We start from the raw sequence: 18,890 nt of genomic DNA on the forward strand, positions 1-18,890 counted from the left end.
GGCGAATTCGTCGGCATGACTCGTCGTCGACAAGGCCGCTCGGCTATAGTTGTCGGCTTCTGCGCCCCCTGATCTGGAGCCCGCAATGCCGAACAAAGGACTGCTTCTGGCCTTGGTACTGAGCCTGCTCAGCGCCTGTGATTCTTCTGAACCGCCCGCCACGGTGACACCCGCCGCACCTGCTGCGCAGCAGCCGCAGGCGCCGCAGCCTGCGGTGGACCGTGAGGCGCTGGCCACGCGTTACGCTGGCCGGGAGCTGGAGGTGGTCGATGTTTCCGAGGTGCAGCTCGATGGCGCCAGCACCCTGTCGGTGACCTTTTCCATTCCCCTGGACCCGGATCAGCCGTTCGCCGAACGCCTGCATCTGGTCGACAGCACCAGCGGCAAGGTCGACGGCGCCTGGGAGCTGACCGACAACCTCAGCGAGCTGCGTCTGCGCCATCTGGAGCCCAAGCGCAAACTGGTGCTGACCGTCGATGCCGGGCTCAAGTCGATCACCGGCGGCAAGCTCGCCAGCGAGTACGTCAGCCGCTTCGAAACCCGCGACCTGCAGGCCAGTGTCGGCTTCGCCAGCCGTGGTTCGCTGCTGCCGACCCGTCTCGCCGAAGGCCTGCCAGTGATCGCGCTGAACGTCGACAAGGTCAACGTCGAGTTCTTCCGCATCAAGCCAGAAGCGCTGCCCAACTTCCTCTCGCGCTGGGGCCGCGCCAGCAACCTGGACACCTGGGAAGCGCGCGAGCTGCTGCCCATGGCCGACCTGGTGTATGGCGGGCGCTTCGACCTCAACCCGGCGCGCAACACCCGCGAAACCCTGCTTCTGCCGATTGCCGGCCTGGAGCCGTTCAAGCAGCCCGGTGTGTACCTGGCGGTGATGCGCGAAGCGGGCAGCTACAGCTATTCGCAACCGGCCACCCTGTTCAGCCTCAGCGATATCGGCCTGTCGGCACATCGCTACCGTGATCGCCTGGATGTCTTCACCCAGGCCCTGGAGGGTGGCGCGGCGCAGTCCGGCGTGCAGCTGGAGCTGCTCGATGGTGAAGGCGCGCTGCTCGCCGAAGGTGAGACCGATTCCGCCGGCCACGCGCAACTGCCGCTGCCGGCCAAGGCCCAGGTGCTGCTGGCCAAGCAGGACGAACAGACCAGCCTGCTGCGTCTGAACACGCCGGCGCTGGACCTCGCCGAGTTCGACATCACCGGCCCCAAGGCGCATGCCCTGCAGTTCTTCGTGTTCGGCCCACGCGACCTTTATCGCCCAGGCGAAACCGTGCTGCTCAACGGCTTGCTGCGCGACGCCGACGGCAGCCCGGTCAAGGCCCAGCCGATCAGCGTCGAGGTGCGTCGCCCGGATGAGCAGGTCAGCCGCAAGTTCGTCTGGAATGCCGGCGACAACGGCCTCTATCAGTATCAGCTGGCACTGGCCGAAGAGGCGCCGACCGGGCGCTGGCAACTGCTGCTCGACCTGGGTGACGGCAGCCCGCAGCTGTATGAATTTCTCGTCGAAGACTTCCTGCCCGAGCGCATGGCGCTGGAACTCGAGGGCCAGGAGCAACCGTACGCACCGAGCGACAGCGCCGAGTTCGCCGTCACCGGTCGTTACCTCTACGGCGCGCCGGCCGCTGGCAATCGCCTCAGCGGCCAGCTCTACGTGCGCCCGCTGCGTGAAGCGGTGGCGAGCCTGCCGGGTTATCAGTTCGGCGATATCACCGAAGCCGATCTGAGCCAGGATCAGGAGCTCGACGAGCAGAACCTCGACGATGAAGGGCGCGGCGTGCTGCGTCCGGAAAATCGCTGGAGCGACGCCAAGTCGCCGCTGCGTTTGATCCTCCAGGCCAGCTTGCAGGAGTCCGGTGGTCGCCCGATCACCCGGCGCCTGGTGCAGCCGGTATGGCCGGCCGAGCGCCTGCCGGGCGTGCGCGGCCTGTTCGATGGTGAAGAGGTCGATGCCGACAGCCTCGCCGAGTTCGAAATCCTCGTCGCTGATGCCGCCGGTAACAAGCTGGCCGCCGACAACCTCAACGTGCGCCTGGTGCGCGAGCGTCGTGACTACTTCTGGAGCTTCTCCGACGGTGAGGGCTGGCGCCACAACTACAACGAGAAATTCCTCACCCTCAGCGACGAGCCGCTGAAGATCGCCGCCGGCGGCACCGCCAAGGTCAGCTTCCCGGTGGAGTGGGGCCCGTATCGGGTCGAGGTGGTGGACAACCAGACCGGTCTGGTCAGCAACCTGCGCTTCTGGGCCGGCTATCGCTGGCAGGACAACGCTGACGGCGGTGCGGTGCGCCCGGACCAGGTCAAGCTGGCGCTGGACAAACCAGCCTACGCCGCCGGTGACGTGGCCAAGATCACCGTCACCCCGCCGGCCGCCGGCAACGGCTATCTGCTGGTCGAGTCCAGCGAGGGCCCGCTGTGGTGGCAGGAAATCAGCGTGCCGGCCGAAGGCAAGACCTTCGAATTGCCGATCGACGAACAATGGGCGCGGCATGACCTGTACCTGAGTGCCCTGGTGGTGCGCCCCGGCGAGCGCAAGGCGCAGGTCACGCCGAAGCGGGCCGTGGGCCTGCTGCACCTGCCGCTGGAGCGTGCGCCGCGCAAACTGGCGGTGAGCCTGGACGCGCCGGAGAAGATGCGGCCCAAGCAGCCACTGAAGGTCAAGGTCAGCGCGCGCAACGCCGATGGCAGCATCCCCGAGCAGGTGCATGTGCTGGTGGCCGCGGTGGATGTCGGCATCCTCAACATCACCAGCTACGCCACGCCCGACCCCTTCGCCAACTTCTTCGGGCGCAAGGCCTATGGCGCCGACCAGCTGGATATCTACGGGCAACTGATCGAAGCGCAAGGTCGCGTCGCCAGCCTGGCCTTCGGTGGTGACGCCGGCCTCGCCGCCGGCGGCAAGCGCCCGGACACCAGTGTGCTGATCGTCGCCCTGCAGAGCGATGCACTGAAGTTGAACGACAAGGGCGAAGGCGAAGTCAGCCTGGACATCCCCGACTTCAACGGTGAGCTGCGCCTGATGGCGCAGGCCTGGACCGACGAGCGCTTCGGCATGGCCGAGGCCAAGACAGTGGTGGCGGCGCCGCTGGTTGCCGAACTGTCGATGCCGCGCTTCCTCGCCGGCGGTGACGAAACCACCCTGGCGCTGGATTTGACCAACCTCTCCGGCAGCGAGCAGAAGCTCGACGTGCAGCTGGACGTGGAGGGCCAGCTGCGTCTGCTCGGCAAGGGCGAGTCGCCGATCACCCTCAAGGATGGCGAACGCACCACGCTACGCATCCCGGTGCGCGCCGAAGGTGGCCTGGGTCAGGGGCGCATCCATGTCGAGGTGCAGGGGCTTACCCTGCCGGGCGAGGCATCGGGTGATTTCACCCGTGAGTGGACGCTGGGCATTCGTCCGGCCTATCCGGCGCAGCTGCAACACTTCCGCGCCGTACTGGGCGAGGGCGAGCCGTGGAGCATGCCGGCTGGCACGCTCAATCAGTTCGAGCCGGCCGGGCTGGAGGCGGTGCTGGCGCTGTCGAGCCGGCCGCCGCTGAACCTCGGCGAGCAGATCCGCGCGCTCAAGGCCTATCCCTATGGTTGCCTGGAACAGACAACCAGCGGCCTGTACCCCTCGTTGTACGCCGATGCCGCCAGCCTCAAGCGCCTCGGCCTGGAAGGCGAGCCGGACGAGCAGCGACGCAAGAGCATCGAGCTGGGCATCGAGCGCCTGCTCGGCATGCAGCGTCATAACGGCGGCTTCGGCCTGTGGAGCGCCGAGAGCGAGGAGGAGTACTGGCTGACTGCCTACGTCACCGACTTCCTCCTGCGCGCCCGTGAGCAGGGCTTCGGCGTACCGGCCGAGGCGCTGAAGAAGGCCAGCGACCGCCTGCTGCGCTACCTGCAACAGAGCAGCCTGATCGAGGCCAGCTACAGCCAGGATTTCGCTCACACCCGCTTCGCCGTGCAGGCCTATGCCGGTTACGTGTTGGCGCGCAGCCAGCAGGCGCCGCTGGGCGCGCTGCGCAGCCTGTTCGACCGCCGTAACGACGCCCGTTCTGGCCTGCCGCTGGTGCAACTGGCGGCGGCGCTGAAACTGATGGGCGACGGCCCGCGCGCCGGCCAGGCCTTGGCGACTGGCCTGGGTCGCAAGCGTGATGGCGAGCGCTGGATGGCCGACTACGGCAGCCCGCTGCGTGACCAGGCGCTGATCCTCGCGGTACTCGAGGAAAACGACCTGGCCGCAGAGCACAGCGAGCAGCGCCTGTTCGACCTGGCCGATGAGCTGGCCGGCAAGCGCTGGCTGTCGACTCAGGAGCGCAACTCGCTGTTCCTCGCCGGCCGCGGCATCCTCAGCAAGCCGGAGCAGAGCTGGCGCGCCGCGCTCGCCAGCGGCGCCTTCCAGTTCGAACTGAGCGACCAGCAGCCGGGCATCAAGCTCGAACGCGCCGAACTGGCCGAGCCGCTGAGCGTCAGCAACGCCGGCAGCGCCACGCTGTACCAGCAACTGACCCTGTCCGGCTACCCGACCCAGGCGCCGCGTGCAGGCGGCGAGAACCTCAGCATCGAGCGCGAATACCTCGGCATGGACGGCCGCCCGCTTGACCTGCAGCGCCTGGACAGTGGCGAGCTGGTGCTGGTGCATCTGGCCGTGCGCGCCAAGGAGCGCGTGCCCGATGCGCTGGTGGTCGACCTGCTGCCCGCCGGCCTGGAGCTGGAGAACCAGAACCTGGCACAAAGCGCCGCGAGCCTCGACGACGCCGGCAGCAACGTCAAGGAATGGCGCAACTCGATGCAGAACGCGCGGATCAAGCACCAGGAATACCGCGGCGACCGCTACGTGGCCGCCGTGGATATCGATGGCTACGGCACCACCCATCTGCTCTATCTGGCCCGCGCCGTGACCCCCGGCAGCTACCGCGTGCCACCGCCTCAGGTGGAGTCGATGTACCGGCCGAGCTGGCAGGCGCTGGGTAGTGCGCCGTCGTCGCTGGTGGTGAGGGAGCGCTAGAAGCGGCCCTCTCCCCAACCCTCTCCCATAAATGGGAGAGGGGGCTGATCGTGCCAGCTGTCAGATACGCGTCGCACCGCTTCTAAGGTAGGACGTACTCAATATCAGGCGTACCTCATATCGCTCCCCTCTCCCGCTTGCGGGAGAGGGGCTGGGGGAGAGGGCAAACGGTTCAAGGAGGAACCATGGCCTTGCTCGACAACGCCAAACGCCTGCGCCGCGAGATGACCGACGCTGAACAGCGGCTTTGGCACTACCTGCGCGGCCATCGTTTCCTCAGCCTCAAATTCAAACGGCAGAAACCCATTGGTCCCTATATCGTCGACTTCATCTGCACCGAATGTTGGCTGGTCATCGAACTGGACGGTGGCCAACACCAGCAGCAGACGGAATACGACCAGCAACGTGAGCATTATCTGGAGAGTCGAGGCTATCGTGTGCTGCGCTTCTGGAATCATCAGGTATTGACTGAAACGGAGGCTGTACTTGAACAGATTCGCCAAGTTGCTCGTCCTGACGAATAGGTGCGGCTCCGTTGGGGGCTGGGGGAGAGGGCCGCGAGCGCTCCTCATCCTTCTACTCCCCCTAGCCCTGCTCTGGCTCGCTGACCAGCTCTTCCCGCTGCCCCTGCCCGACGATGATCTGGCCCGTGTGGTGTTGGCCGAGGATGGGACGCCGCTGTGGCGCTTCGCCGATCATGATGGTGTGTGGCGCTACCCGGTGGCGGTGGACGAGGTTTCGCCCTATTACCTTGAGGCTCTGCTGACCTATGAGGACCGCTGGTTTCGCCAGCACCCAGGAGTGAACCCGCTGGCGCTGGCGCGGGCGGCTTGGCAGAACTTCAGCGGAGGGCGCGTGGTGTCCGGCGGCAGCACGCTGTCGATGCAGGTGGCGCGCCTGCTCGACCCGCACAGTCGCGACCTGCCCGGCAAGCTGAAGCAGTTGTGGCGTACCGCACAGCTCGAATGGCACCTGTCCAAGGACGAAATCCTCACCCTCTATCTGAACCGCGCGCCGTTCGGCGGGACCTTGCAGGGCGTGGCAGCAGCCAGTTGGAGTTACCTGGGCAAACCGCCGAGCCAAATGACGCGCGCCGAGGCGGCCTTGCTTGCGGTGCTGCCGCAGGCGCCCAGCCGCCTGCGTCCGGATCGTCACCCCGAGCGCGCTCAGGCCGCGCGCGACAAGGTGCTGCGCCGCCTCGGTGAGTTCCAGGTGTGGCCACAGCAGCAGGTCGACGAAGCGCTGGAGGAGCCGGTGTTTCTCGCCCCGCGTCGCGAGCCGAGCCTGGCCCCCTTGCTGGCGCGGCGGCTGAACCGCGCCGGTAGCCCTCCGTTGATTCGCACCACCCTCGACGCCAGCTTGCAGCTGCGCCTGGAAGACCTGCTGCTGGGCTGGCGCGCGCGTTTGCCGCAGCGTACCTCGGCAGCGATTCTGGTGGTCGAGCACGAAAGCATGGCGGTGCGTGCCTATCTCGGGTCGGTGGATATCGGCGACAGCGCGCGCTTCGGCCATGTCGACATGGTCCGCGCGCTACGCTCGCCGGGATCGACGCTCAAGCCCTTCCTCTACGGCATGACCCTGGATGCCGGGCTGATCCATTCCGAGTCGCTGCTGCAGGATGTGCCGCGCCATTACGGCGACTACCGCCCCGGCAACTTCGCCGCCGGCTTTATCGGCCCGGTGTCGGCCAGCGAGGCGCTGGCCACTTCGCTCAATCTGCCGGCCGTGCAATTGCTCGAAGCCTATGGGCCGAAGCGTTTTGCCGGCGAGTTGCGTGGCGCTGGCGTGCCGATCCGCTTGCCGGCATTGGCCGAGCCCAACCTGGCGCTGATCCTCGGTGGCGGCGGGGCGCGGCTGGAGTCGCTGGTGGCCGGCTACAGTGCTTTCGCCAGGCAGGGCATGGCCGCCAAGCCGCGTTTGCAGCCTGACGCTGTGTTGCGCGAGCGACGCCTGCTGTCACCGGGCTCGGCCTGGATCATCCGCCGTATTCTCAGCGGTCAGGCGCGCCCCGACCGCGACCCGCGCGCCTACCTGGCGCAGCGCCCGACGCTGGCCTGGAAGACTGGCACCAGTTACGGTTTTCGCGATGCCTGGGCCATCGGTGTCGGCCCACGGCATCTGATCGGGGTGTGGATCGGCCGTCCCGACGGCACGCCGGTGCCCGGCCAGTTCGGCCTGGCCTCGGCCGCGCCGCTGCTGCTGCAGGTGCATGATCTGCTGGTCAACCGTGACAGTCAGCGTGGCATCGCCGCACCTGCCGATCCGCAACCGGCGGAAGTGGGTGTGGCCGCCATCTGCTGGCCGCTGGGCCAGCAGATGAGCAAGGAGGAACCCAACTGCCGCCGCCTGCGTTTCGCCTGGACACTGGAGGGCACCACGCCGCCAACTCTGCTGGCGGCGGATCAGCCGCTGGGCAGCGGCCTGCGCGAACGTTACTGGGTCAACGCTCAGGGCAAGCGTGTTGGCCCCGGTTGTGCCGGCGCCGAGGGGCGGGAGCTGGATCTGTGGCCGGCGCCGCTTGAGCCTTGGCTGCCGCGGCGCGAGCAGCGCGCTGCACGGCTGCCCGACATCGACCCGAACTGCCCGCCACCGCCAAGCAACCAGGCGGCGCCGCTGACCATCGTCGGTGTGCGCGATGGTGATCGGCTGAGCAGGCCGCAGGGTCATCACGAACCGCTGCGCCTGAGCCTTTCGGCACTCGGCGGCAGCGGTCGGCGCTGGTGGTTCCTCGATGGCCAGCCGCTTGGCGACAGCGCGATGGACGCAACCTTCAGTCAGATATTCGACAGCGGTCGGCATCAGCTCAGCGTGCTCGACGAGGGCGGCCAGACCGCTCGTCTGGAGTTCAGCGTCGCTCCCTGAATCTTGCCGGCGTCGCACTCTGCGCTGCCGACCGCTCTGCGCAGGCGCCCCGCCTGACTTCCCGGATGAGCTGCGTAAAGTCCAAGCCGGAACCGCCGATAGGAAACCTGTCGGTAACCAATTTGCAATTTGTGTACATTTTTGTATCCAATTGCCGGGTCCAGCTTTGAACCACCTCCGGGAGAACCCCATGCGCCTCTGGCAACGTAGTATTCAGTGGCAGTTGATCCTCAGCATGGGCGCCGCCCTGTTGGCCAGCATTCTGATTGTCGTCGGCATCTACTCGGCAGTGGTCGATCGCCTCACCGAGCGCTACCTGATCGAAGAAGCGCTGCCTGCGCGTGTACTGGCGATACGCAATGATTTGGAGCGGGTGCTGACCGCACCGATTACCGCCAATGCCTCGATCGCCGAGAACAGCCTGGTGCAAGACTGGCTGGCCGCCGGTGAAGATGGGGCGCGACGCGACGAGTTCGCCCGTTACCTGGAAGGCGTGCGCGCCCAGCAGAACGCCATGACCACGTCCATCGTCTCGCTGGCCAGTGGCAACTACACAACCGGTGAAGGGCTGATGCGCACCCTCGACCGCAGTCAGACGGAGAACCAGTGGTTCTATCGCCTGGTCGACAGCGACCGCGACCGTGTGCTGGAAATCGACATCGACAAGACCACGCGCCTGCCCACGCTTTTCATCAATCAGCGAATCAGGCGTGACGGCAAGACCCTTGGCGTTTCGGGGCTGGGCTATGACCTGGCCGATATGTCGAAGATGATCAGCGAGTTTCGCTTCGGCGAGCGCGGCCAGGTGTTTCTGGTCGACAGCCAGGGCAACGTCAAAGTGCATCCGCGCTCGGAGCTCAGCGGCAGCGGCAAGCTGAGTGAGCTCTTCGGTGCCGACGCCGCCCGCCAGGTTCTGGCCGGTGGCAGTCATGCCGTACGTTTCCAGCGTGACGGCGAGACGTTTCTCGTCGTGGCGCAGAAATTCGCCAGCCTAGATTGGCTGCTGGTCAGTGAGGTACCTGAGGCTGAAATCTACGCCGAGGCTCGTCAGGCGCTGTTGATGACCAGCCTGATCGGCGTCGCGGTGGCGCTGCTGTTCCTCGTTCTGGTCGTACTGCTGGCACGTGGGCTGGTGCGACCGATTCGGCAGGTGACTCAGGCTCTGGTGGAAATCGGCGGCGGAGGAGGCGATCTGACCCGTCGTCTCGATGAATCCAGAGCCGATGAACTGGGTGATCTGGCGCGGGGCTTCAACCGTTTTCTTGCCAGCCAGCGAGAGTTGATTGGTGACGTGCTGGCAACCAGCGAGCGCCTGCGCACGGCGGTCGGTCAGGTGGCGCGCGTGGTGGAGAACACCGCCGGCCGCGCCGGCCAGCAGCAGGAAATGACCGACATGGTGGCCACGGCCGTGCACGAAATGGGGCTGACCGTGCAGGAGATCGCCCGCAATGCCAGCAACGCCGCGCAGTCCTCGCATACGGCGCGTGATGAAGCGCAAACGGCCCGTCAGGTGGTCGGGCAGTCCATTGCCCATATCGAGCGGATGTCGGCGGACATCGGCAGCGCTGCCGAGGCGGTTACCGAACTGGCTGACCAGGTGGCCTCCATCGATCAGGTGCTGGCGGTGATTCGCGGGATTTCCGAGCAGACCAACCTGCTCGCGCTCAACGCCGCCATCGAGGCCGCACGGGCTGGCGAGATGGGACGTGGCTTCGCTGTGGTCGCCGATGAGGTGCGTACCCTGGCCAGCCGTACCCAGGCCTCGACCGATGAAATCCAGCAGATGATCCAGCGCCTCAAGCAGGGCGCAGAGACGGCAGTCAGCTCCATGCATGCCGGGCAGTCGGCGACCGGCACCGGTGTCGAGTCCAGCCAGCGTACCGGGCAGTCACTGGGGGCGATCACCGAGCAGGTCGAGCGCATCAGCGACATGAACACCCAGGTAGCGGCCGCGACTGAGGAGCAGAGCTCGGTGACTGAGGAGATCAACCGCAACGTGCAGGGCATCGCCGACCTGGCGCATGACACCGCCGGTGAAGTTCATGCATGCCGCGAGAATTGTCAGACCCTCAGCCGTCTGGCCGATGACCTGGCGGGGCAGATGGGCAAGTTCCGTCTCTAGTCGGGATGCTGTCTTGGTAGGGCGCGCCGTGAGCACAGCTTGTCGCCGCAGATTTGCTGGTGCGCGTAGCGCGCCCTACCCAAGCCCCGCACGCGATCTCGAGTCAGCGGAGCCTCAGTGATCGGCCGAGACCAGACGGTTGCGGCCTTCGCGCTTGGCCCGATACAACGCGCTGTCGACGCGACGGAAGAAGGCATCGGCGTCACCGTCATGGCGGCTGCTGAAGCAGCCGACGCCGAGGCTGGTGGTCAGTAACAGGTTTTGCCCGGACATCTCCAGACCTTCCGCTTCCAGCTCTCGGCGAAACAGCTCCGCCAGGTCCCAGGCCTGTGCCAGGGTAGTGCCGGGCAGCAGGACGCCGAATTCTTCGCCTCCCAGGCGCAACAACGCATCGGCGTCACGGCGGAACACTCGGCGCATGCGCTCGGCAAAGGCGCTCAGGCAGGCATCGCCACCGGCATGACCGTGCTCGTCGTTGACCTTCTTGAAGAAGTCGATATCCATCAGCACCAGCGACAATGGTTCGCCCTGGCGGATGGCATTGGCCACCAGGGCGGGGAAGAGGTTGTTGAATTGATAGCGATTGCCTAGCTGGGTCAGGCTGTCGGTACGGCTGAGCAGGTCGAGCTGGCTTTGCTGCTCCAGCAACTTCAGCTCCAGTGCCAGCGTGGCGCGGTACTCGCGATGATTGCGGCCTAGCACCAGCACCAGGTAGCCCAGGTAGAACGTCAGCGTGATCAACATGGCGTGCTGCGCCTGCCAGTTCATCGCCATCACGACCAGCCCTGGCAGGTACAGCAGCACCAGCCCCAGCAGCGAACGGCCGCGGCGCATGGCGAAGTTGAAGGTCATCGCGGTGCTGAAAGCCATCGTGGACAGCGTGGCGATCAGCTCCGAGCCGTCATAAGCCGGGCTGTAGAGCACCAGCGCATGCGCCTGCCCCCAACAGAGCGCAGTCAGCAGAATCAGGCCCCAATGACGGTCGAGCCATCGCTGCAGGCGTTGTGGGTTATCGACTTCATCGGGGCGGTGCAGCAGCCGTGCGGCCAGCAGCGCAGCGAAGATGCAGCATCCCAGTACGCCGCTGACGAGGATATCCATTGGCGATGAACTGAAAATCCAGGTCAGCAGCCAGGCGAGCAGATAGAAGAAGCCACCCAGGCGGGTACGGATGCGGGTGTCGTCCACTTCACGCCACAGGGCGAAGGTGTTGGGCTGGCGCGGTACTTCGGCGTCGGTCATTTCTTTGCTCTGGCTCCGCGCGAGGCGATGGCACCGCCTCTCGGGATGTTTTTGTGATCACAGAAGCCATTTCACCTGAGCATAGCGCTTTTTGTCTTTAAGATTAGTGTCTAATTGCCACTACTTGATCCTGCCCGTCGCTTCCAGGTCGGCTGCGCAAATGTCCTGTTACCTTTGCCTGCTCAGCGGCAAAGAACCCGCGTTTCCCCGCTGTGGTCAGAGCCTCCGTTCGATACCCGCGCACGATTGCAACAAAACCCTCGGACACTGTCGTTCATCCACCTTCATGCGAGCGCTCTGCGATGCTGTCCGCGACCAAGGGGATGCTTGGAAAGCTTCCTGTACTCAGCCCATGGAAATGGGCGCTGCTGCTGGCCGTGCTGCTGGCGGCCTACTCCATACAACTGCTGCATCTGGATGAGCGGCTGTATTTCTGGGTCAAGACTGCCGGGCATGAAGACTCCTGGGAGCATCGCAGCCTGTGGTTGCCCGAGTATCGCGTGACGATCGACGCCAAGCCGGTCGCCGGGGTCAGCAACAACTTCTCCGGGCTCAGCTACGACGATGACCGCCAGCAGATCTGGGCGGTGCTCAACAACCCGGAACAACTGCTGCGCCTGACCCCGGACGGCGAGTTGATCGAGCGTTATTCGCTGGAGGGTTTTCAGGACGTGGAGGGCGTCACCTACCTGGGTGACGACCTGTTGCTGCTGGCCGAGGAGCGCAAGCACGCGTTGGTCGCCGTGGCCGTGCCGAAACACGCCGGGGCGATTCGCCGCGAGCAGCACCGGGCGCTGACGCTGGGCATCGATCTCGCTGGCAATCAGGGCTTCGAGGGGCTCGGCTACGACCGCGCCGGCGACCGCCTGTTCGTGGTCAAGGAGCATTCGCCGCGCAAGCTGTATGAAATCCGTGGGCTGAAAAGCAGCCTGCAAGGGGATTTCAACCTGGAAGTGATCGACCGCCAGGACTGGATCGAGCAGAAGATTCTGGCCAGCGACCTGTCATCGGTGCACTTCGATGAGCGCACCGGCCACCTGGTGCTGCTCAGCGACGAGTCGCAGTCGCTGATCGAGCTCGGCCGCGATGGCCGTCTGATCAGCTACCGCTCGCTATTGGGTGGTTTCGCCGGGTTGCAAAATAGCGTGCCGCAGGCCGAAGGCGTGACCTTCGATGGCCAGGGCAACCTGTACATAGCCAGCGAACCGAACCTGTTCTATCGCCTGCAACGGCGCTGACTCAGCCGCGCCGGATCAGCCAGATGCCGGCGACGATCAACAGCAAACCGGCGACCTTGCCGGCCGTGATCGGCGACTCGCGAAAGCCGGCCCAGCCGAAGTGATCGAGGGTCATGGCCATGGCCAGCTGCCCGGCGATCACCAGTACCATGAACAGCAGGGCGCCGACACGTGGCCCGGCGAAGGCAGCGGTGGCAATGAAGAAGGCGCCGAGCAGGCCGCCGCTCCAGTGCCACCAGGTCAGCTCCTTGAGCGTGGCAAAGCCGGGCAGCTCGCGCTGGCTCAGGGTCATCAGCAGCAGCGCCAGGCTGCCGACGGCGAAGGAGACCAGCGCGGCGGCGAGCACGCTGGACAGGTGACGGGCGAGCTGGCCGTTGATGCCGGCCTGCAGCGGCAGCACGGCACCGGCGAGAAAGGGCAGGGCGAGCAGCCATCCGCTGATGTGGTTCATGGGGGGACTCCAAGGCAGAAAAAGCCCGCCATTATGCGCTGCCCTGGTGATCCGACGAAGCGCCTGGCCAAGGTGGGGCGATGATCTAGGCTTGTTGTCGATGCGTCCGGCAATGTACCGGGCGTCTGCCTGATTCGGAGAACCCACGATGGACATGAACCGTCGACAGTTCTTCAAGGTCTGCGGCGTAGGCCTTGGAGCATCGAGCCTGGCGGCTCTGGGGGTCGCGCCCCCGGATGCTTTCGCCGACCAGGTGCGGCATTTCAAACTGACCAGCACCACCGAAACCCGCAACACCTGCCCCTACTGCTCGGTCGGCTGTGGCCTGATCATGTACAGCCAGGGCGACGCGGCAAAGAACGTGGCGCAGAACATCATCCACATCGAAGGCGACGCCGACCATCCGGTCAACCGCGGCACCCTCTGCCCGAAAGGCGCCGGCCTGCTGGACTTCGTCCACAGCCCCAACCGCCTCAAGTACCCGCAAGTGCGCGAGGCCGGCTCCAGCGAGTGGAAGCGCCTCGACTGGGACCAGGCGCTGGACCGCATCGCCCGGCACATGAAGGCCGACCGCGACGCCAATTTCATCGAGAAGAACGAGCAGGGGCAGACGGTCAACCGCTGGCTCAGCACGGGCTTCCTGGCTGCCTCTGCGTCGAGCAACGAGGCCGGCTACATCACCCACAAGGTGGTGCGCTCTCTCGGCATACTGGGGTTCGATAACCAAGCACGTGTCTGACACGGCCCGACGGTGGCAAGTCTTGCCCCGACGTTTGGCCGTGGCGCCATGACCAACCACTGGGTCGACATCAAGAATGCCGATCTGGTACTGATCATGGGCGGCAATGCCGCCGAGGCCCACCCTTGTGGCTTCAAGTGGGTGACCGAGGCCAAGGCGCACAATCAGGCCAAGTTGGTGGTGGTCGATCCGCGCTTCACCCGTTCGGCCTCGGTGGCCGACCTGTATGCGCCCATCCGCACCGGTACCGATATCGCCTTCCTCGGCGGGTTGATCAATTACCTGCTGGAAAACGACAAGATCCAGCACGAGTACGTGCGTAACTACACCGACGTCAGCTTCGTGGTGCGTGAAGACTTCGCCTTCGACGATGGCATGTTCAGCGGCTACGACGCCGAGAAGCGGCGCTATGACAAGGCCAGCTGGGGCTACGAGATCGGTGAGGACGGCTATGCCGTGGTCGACCCGACCCTGAGCCACCCGCGCTGCGTGTTCAACCTGCTGAAGAAGCACTACAGCCGTTACACCCAGGACCTGGTCAGCAGCATCTGCGGCACACCCAAGGCGCAGATGCTGCAGGTTTGGGAAACCATTGCCGAGTGCTCGGCGCCGGGCAAGGTCATGACCATCATGTACGCCCTGGGCTGGACGCAGCACTCGGTGGGCTCGCAGATGATCCGCACCGGCGCCATGCTGCAACTGCTGTTGGGCAACATCGGCATGCCCGGTGGCGGCATGAACGCCCTGCGCGGCCACTCCAATATTCAGGGTCTGACCGACCTGGGGCTGCTCTCCAACCTGTTGCCAGGCTACCTCAGCCTGCCGCTCGATGCCGAGCAGGGCTACGCCGCGTACATTGCCAAGCGTGCGCCCAAGCCGCTGCGGCCTGGGCAACTGTCCTACTGGCAGAACTACGAGAAATTCCACGTCAGCCTGATGAAGGCTTGGTACGGCAAGAACGCCACGGCCGAGAACAACTGGGGCTACGACTGGTTGCCGAAGCTGGATATTCCCGGCTACGACGTGCTCAAGGTCTTCGACATGATGTACCAGGGCAAGGTCAACGGTTACTTCTGCCAGGGCTTCAACCCGATCGCCTCGTTTCCCAACAAGGCCAAGGTCGGCGCGGCGCTGGGCAAGCTCAAGTACCTGGTGATCATGGATCCGCTGGCCACCGAGACCTCGGAGTTCTGGAAGCACGTCGACGAGTTCAACGATGTCGACAGCGCCAGCATCCAGACCGAGGTGTTCCGCCTGCCCACCACCTGCTTCGCCGAGGAGGACGGCTCGCTGGTCAACAGCGGGCGCTGGCTGCAGTGGCACTGGAAGGGCGCCGAACCACCTGGCCAGGCGCGCACCGACATCGCCATCATGGCCGGCCTCTATCATCGCCTGCGCGGGCTCTACGCCAAGGAGGGTGGTGCCTTCCCCGCGCCCATCCTCAATCTTGACTGGTCCTACCTGAAACCCGACGAGCCCGGCCCGGACGAGCTGGCCCGCGAGTTCAACGGCAAGGCCCTGAGCGACCTGACCGACCCGGCCAGCGGCGCGCTGCTGGTCAAGGGCGGTGAGCAGTTGTCCGGCTTCGCTCAGCTGCGCGCCGACGGCAGCACCGCCAGTGGCTGCTGGCTGTTCTGCGGTTCGTGGACGCCGCAGGGCAACCAGATGGCGCGGCGCGACAACGCCGACCCTTACGGCATGGGCCAGACCCTCGGCTGGGCCTGGTCGTGGCCGGCCAACCGGCGGATTCTCTACAACCGTGCCTCGGCCGATGTCAGCGGCAAGCCTTGGGACGTCGAGAAGAAGCGCCTGGTGTGGTGGAACGGCAAAGCCTGGGGCGGCACCGATGTGCCCGACTTCAAGCCCGACTCGCCGCCGGATGCCGGCATGAACCCCTTCATCATGAACCCCGAAGGGGTGGCGCGCCTGTTCGCCGTGGATAAGATGGCCGAAGGGCCGTTCCCCGAGCACTACGAGCCGTTCGAGACGCCCATCGGGCGCAACCCGATGCACCCGGACAACCCGGTGGCCATCAGCAACCCGGCGGCGCGGGTGTTCCAGGGCGACATGGAACTGTTCGGCAAGGCGGACGAGTTCCCCTATGCGGCGACCACCTACCGTCTCACCGAGCACTTCCACTTCTGGACCAAGCACTGCCGCCTCAACGCCATTACCCAGCCCGAGCAGTTCGTCGAGATCGGCGAGGCGCTGGCCAGGGAGCTTGGCATCGTCGCCGGCGAGCGAGTCAAGGTGTCGTCCAACCGTGGCTACATCAAGGCGCTGGCGGTGGTGACCAAGCGCATCAAACCGCTCACCGTGGACGGCAAGACCGTGCACCAGATCGGCATACCCCTGCACTGGGGCTTCGCCGGCGTGGCGCGCAACGGTTACCTGACCAACACCCTCACGCCTTTCGTCGGTGACGGCAACACGCAGACCCCGGAATTCAAGTCGTTCCTGGTCAACGTGGAAAAGGCATAGGAGCAGCGCCATGGCCTCACAAGACATCATTGCCCGCTCCGCCACCACCACGCCGATGCCCTCCGTGCGCGAGCTCGGCGAGGTGGCCAAACTCATCGACGTTTCCAAGTGCATCGGTTGCAAGGCCTGCCAGGTGGCGTGCTCGGAGTGGAACGACCTGCGTGACGAGGTCGGCCACAACCACGGCACCTACGACAACCCGGCCGATCTCACGGCCAGATCCTGGACGCTGATGCGTTTCACCGAGCACGAGGAGGAAAGCGGCAAGCTGGAGTGGCTGATCCGCAAGGACGGCTGCATGCACTGCGCCGAGCCGGGCTGCCTGGCGGCCTGCCCGAGCCCGGGGGCGATCATCCAGTACGCCAACGGCATCGTCGACTTCAACCAGGACAAATGCATCGGTTGTGGCTACTGCATCACCGGATGCCCGTTCAACATCCCGCGCATCTCGCAGAAGGACCACAAGGCCTACAAGTGCAGCCTGTGTTCCGACCGTGTGTCCGTCGGCATGGAGCCGGCCTGCGTGAAAACCTGCCCGACCGGCGCCATCGTCTTCGGCACCAAGGACGCCATGAAGGAGCACGCCGACGGGCGCATCGCAGACCTCAAGTCGCGCGGCTACGACAATGCCGGCCTCTACGATCCGCCTGGGGTGGGCGGCACCCACGTGATGTACGTGCTGCACCACGCCGACAAACCGTCGCTGTACGCCGGGCTGCCGGACGATCCGGCCATCAGCCCGATGGTGGCGCTGTGGAAGGGCGTGAGCAAACCGCTCGGCCTGCTGGCCATGGGCGCCACGGCGCTGCTTGGGTTCTTCCACTACATTCGCGTCGGACGCAACCGCGTGGAGGAAGACGAGCCCGTCACCGGCGACTCTGCCGTGCATCAGGTCGACCCGGCCGTGCACACCTATGATCCGAACCAGCGGCCGTAGGAGACCAGCATGAAACACGATATCCAACGCTACACGGCCGGCGAACGCAGCAACCACTGGGTGGTGGCGATCCTCTTCGTCCTCGCCGGCCTGTCCGGCCTGGCGCTGTTCCACCCGGCGCTGTTCTGGCTCAGCAACCTGTTCGGCGGCGGCGTGTGGACGCGCATCCTGCATCCCTTCCTCGGCGTCGCCATGTTCCTGTTCTTTCTCTGGCTGGTGATGCGCTTCGCCGGGCACAACCGCATGGAGGCACGTGATCGTCAATGGCTGGCGCAGTGGCGCGATGTGGTCGCCAACCGTGAGGAAAACCTGCCGCCAGTGGGGCGCTACAACGCCGGGCAGAAGCTGCTGTTCTGGGTGCTGCTGCTGTGCATGCTGGTGCTGCTGGCCACCGGCATCGTCATGTGGCGGCAGTACTTCAGCCACCTGTTCGGCATCGACCTGATTCGCCTCGCCTCGCTGCTGCACGCGGCAGCGGCCTGGGGGCTGATCATCTGCATCATCGTCCACGTCTACGCCGGCATCTGGGTCAAGGGCTCGATTGGTGCGATGGTCAGCGGCTGGGTCAGCAAAGGCTGGGCGCGCAAACACCACGGCGCCTGGTACGAGGAAGTCAGCAAAGACCACCACAAGCGCCACTGAATATTTTTCGATAGAGGCTGTATCGCGGCTAAAGCCGCTCCTACGGGATGCGCTGAACCTGTAGGAGCGGCTTTAGCCGCGATAAAAGCACGCCGCTAAAGCGCCTCCCACATCACCACAATCACGTCCGTAGCCCGGACGAAATCCGGGGGCACGCCCGGTCAAACACCACCCTCCAACCAGCAAACCCCACCAGCCTGGTCTAGGCTGATCACAGCCAATTCCACGGGAGCAGTCCCCAAGGAGTCCTGCGTGACAGGCCAGATTCTCGAGCCGGGGCAGATCGAAGCCGCGGCCAATATCCCGCCCTTTCTCCACCTGCCCGAGCCCGATCTGTTCCGCCGTCGCGCCGAGCGCTTGCGCCATCTCGCCATGGGCCATCCGCTGGCCGCCTACCTGCTGCTGATGGCCGAATTGTGCGACGCCCAGCAGCGCGTGCTGGATGCGCCGCCCGCATTGCCCGGCCCCTCGGTGGACGCAGTGAACCACTGTCTGCAACACCAGATGCCGCCGCTGGGCTTCGATACCCTGGTGCGTGGCGATGCCTGGCAGGCGGCACTCGATGCGCTGCTGAGCACCTTGCACATTCCCGGTAACCCCTCCGTCAGTGCGGCTCTGGCCGCCCTGCGTGAGGCCGACAGCGGCCAGCGCAAGGCCTGGGCTATCGCCTTGCTCGGTGGCCAGTTCGATTTGCTGCCCGCCGCGCTGGCGCCCTTTCTCGGCGCCGCGCTGCAGGTCGCCTTCAGTCACTGGCTGCTGGCGCTACCCAGCGAGCGCCTGCATGAGGCCAGCAGTCAGACGCTGTGCCCGGCGTGCGGCTCGCCGCCGGTGGCCGGCATGCTGCGCCATCGTGGCAAGTACGGCGGGCTGCGCTACCTGAGCTGTTCGCTGTGCGCCTGCGAGTGGCACTTCGTGCGGGTCAAATGCAGCCACTGCGAGTCGTCCAAACACCTCGGCTATCTGTCCTTGCAACGCGAGGGCGTGGCCGCCGAACGGGCGGCGATTCGCGCCGAGGTCTGCCCGAGTTGCCAGGGCTATCTCAAGCAGTACTACCTGGAATTCGACGACCAGGCCGACGCCGTCGCCGATGATCTGGCCAGCCTCGACCTGGACATGCGCCTGAGTGAGGACGGCCATCTGCGCCGCGCTCCGAACCTGCTGCTGGCCCCCGGCAATGCCGACTGACGAGGCC

General features: G+C 65.6%; 11 protein-coding genes and 1 pseudogene. 10 read left to right on the forward strand and 2 right to left on the reverse strand.

Features of this window, described 5'->3' with window-relative positions; all coding sequences use genetic code 11:
- Positions 1-85: 85 nt before the first annotated feature.
- The 5 genes and pseudogenes from ACJRW5_RS02080 to ACJRW5_RS02100 all read left to right on the forward strand — a co-directional run bounded on the left by ACJRW5_RS02080 (position 86) and on the right by ACJRW5_RS02100 (position 9,968).
- Complete coding sequence (locus ACJRW5_RS02080; protein ID WP_484568874.1) at positions 86-4,984, forward strand: alpha-2-macroglobulin family protein; 4,899 nt, start codon at positions 86-88, stop codon at positions 4,982-4,984.
- A gap of 185 nt (positions 4,985-5,169) precedes the next feature.
- Positions 5,170-5,508: an endonuclease domain-containing protein gene (locus tag ACJRW5_RS02085; RefSeq protein WP_484568875.1), complete on the forward strand. Its 339-nt coding sequence runs from the start codon at positions 5,170-5,172 to the stop codon at positions 5,506-5,508.
- Positions 5,509-5,554: 46 nt separating this feature from the next.
- A complete protein-coding gene (gene pbpC / locus ACJRW5_RS02090; RefSeq protein ID WP_484569139.1) occupies positions 5,555-7,846 on the forward strand; it encodes a peptidoglycan glycosyltransferase PbpC in 2,292 nt (763 codons plus the stop codon).
- 235 nt (positions 7,847-8,081) lie between these two features.
- Positions 8,082-9,104, forward strand: a pseudogene (locus ACJRW5_RS02095) (HAMP domain-containing protein); the annotation flags it as partial.
- A 135-nt stretch (positions 9,105-9,239) separates the two neighbouring features.
- Positions 9,240-9,968, forward strand: coding sequence for a methyl-accepting chemotaxis protein (locus ACJRW5_RS02100; protein WP_484569140.1), 729 nt, complete (start codon positions 9,240-9,242; stop codon positions 9,966-9,968).
- Positions 9,969-10,082: 114 nt separating this feature from the next.
- Here ACJRW5_RS02100 and ACJRW5_RS02105 read toward each other — a convergent pair whose 3' ends face one another.
- Complete coding sequence (locus ACJRW5_RS02105; RefSeq protein WP_484568876.1) at positions 10,083-11,210, reverse strand: GGDEF domain-containing protein; 1,128 nt, start codon at positions 11,208-11,210, stop codon at positions 10,083-10,085.
- A gap of 302 nt (positions 11,211-11,512) precedes the next feature.
- On the opposite strand from ACJRW5_RS02105, the gene ACJRW5_RS02110 reads away from it, so the two are divergent.
- The gene (locus ACJRW5_RS02110) at positions 11,513-12,448 is read left to right on the forward strand and encodes an SdiA-regulated domain-containing protein (RefSeq protein ID WP_484568877.1); all 936 of its coding nucleotides are present in this window, start codon (positions 11,513-11,515) and stop codon (positions 12,446-12,448) included.
- A gap of 1 nt (position 12,449) precedes the next feature.
- Here ACJRW5_RS02110 and ACJRW5_RS02115 read toward each other — a convergent pair whose 3' ends face one another.
- Positions 12,450-12,899, reverse strand: coding sequence for a DMT family transporter (locus ACJRW5_RS02115; RefSeq protein ID WP_484568878.1), 450 nt, complete (start codon positions 12,897-12,899; stop codon positions 12,450-12,452).
- A gap of 148 nt (positions 12,900-13,047) precedes the next feature.
- On the opposite strand from ACJRW5_RS02115, the gene fdnG reads away from it, so the two are divergent.
- The 4 genes from fdnG to fdhE all read left to right on the forward strand — a co-directional run bounded on the left by fdnG (position 13,048) and on the right by fdhE (position 18,883).
- Positions 13,048-16,119, forward strand: a complete 3,072-nt coding sequence (gene fdnG / locus ACJRW5_RS02120) for a formate dehydrogenase-N subunit alpha (RefSeq protein WP_484568879.1) — start codon at positions 13,048-13,050, stop codon at positions 16,117-16,119.
- Between the two features lie 10 nt (positions 16,120-16,129).
- Positions 16,130-17,056, forward strand: coding sequence for a formate dehydrogenase subunit beta (gene fdxH, locus ACJRW5_RS02125; RefSeq protein WP_484568880.1), 927 nt, complete (start codon positions 16,130-16,132; stop codon positions 17,054-17,056).
- Positions 17,057-17,065: 9 nt separating this feature from the next.
- A complete protein-coding gene (locus ACJRW5_RS02130; RefSeq protein ID WP_484568881.1) occupies positions 17,066-17,698 on the forward strand; it encodes a formate dehydrogenase subunit gamma in 633 nt (210 codons plus the stop codon).
- Between the two features lie 252 nt (positions 17,699-17,950).
- Entirely contained in the window at positions 17,951-18,883 is a 933-nt protein-coding gene (gene fdhE, locus ACJRW5_RS02135) for a formate dehydrogenase accessory protein FdhE (RefSeq protein ID WP_484568882.1), read from the forward strand.
- The last annotated feature ends 7 nt before the right edge of the window (positions 18,884-18,890 follow it).

This window comes from Pseudomonas pichavaramensis, from assembly GCF_050473265.1.
In the GTDB taxonomy this organism is placed as follows: Bacteria; Pseudomonadota; Gammaproteobacteria; order Pseudomonadales; family Pseudomonadaceae; genus Aquipseudomonas.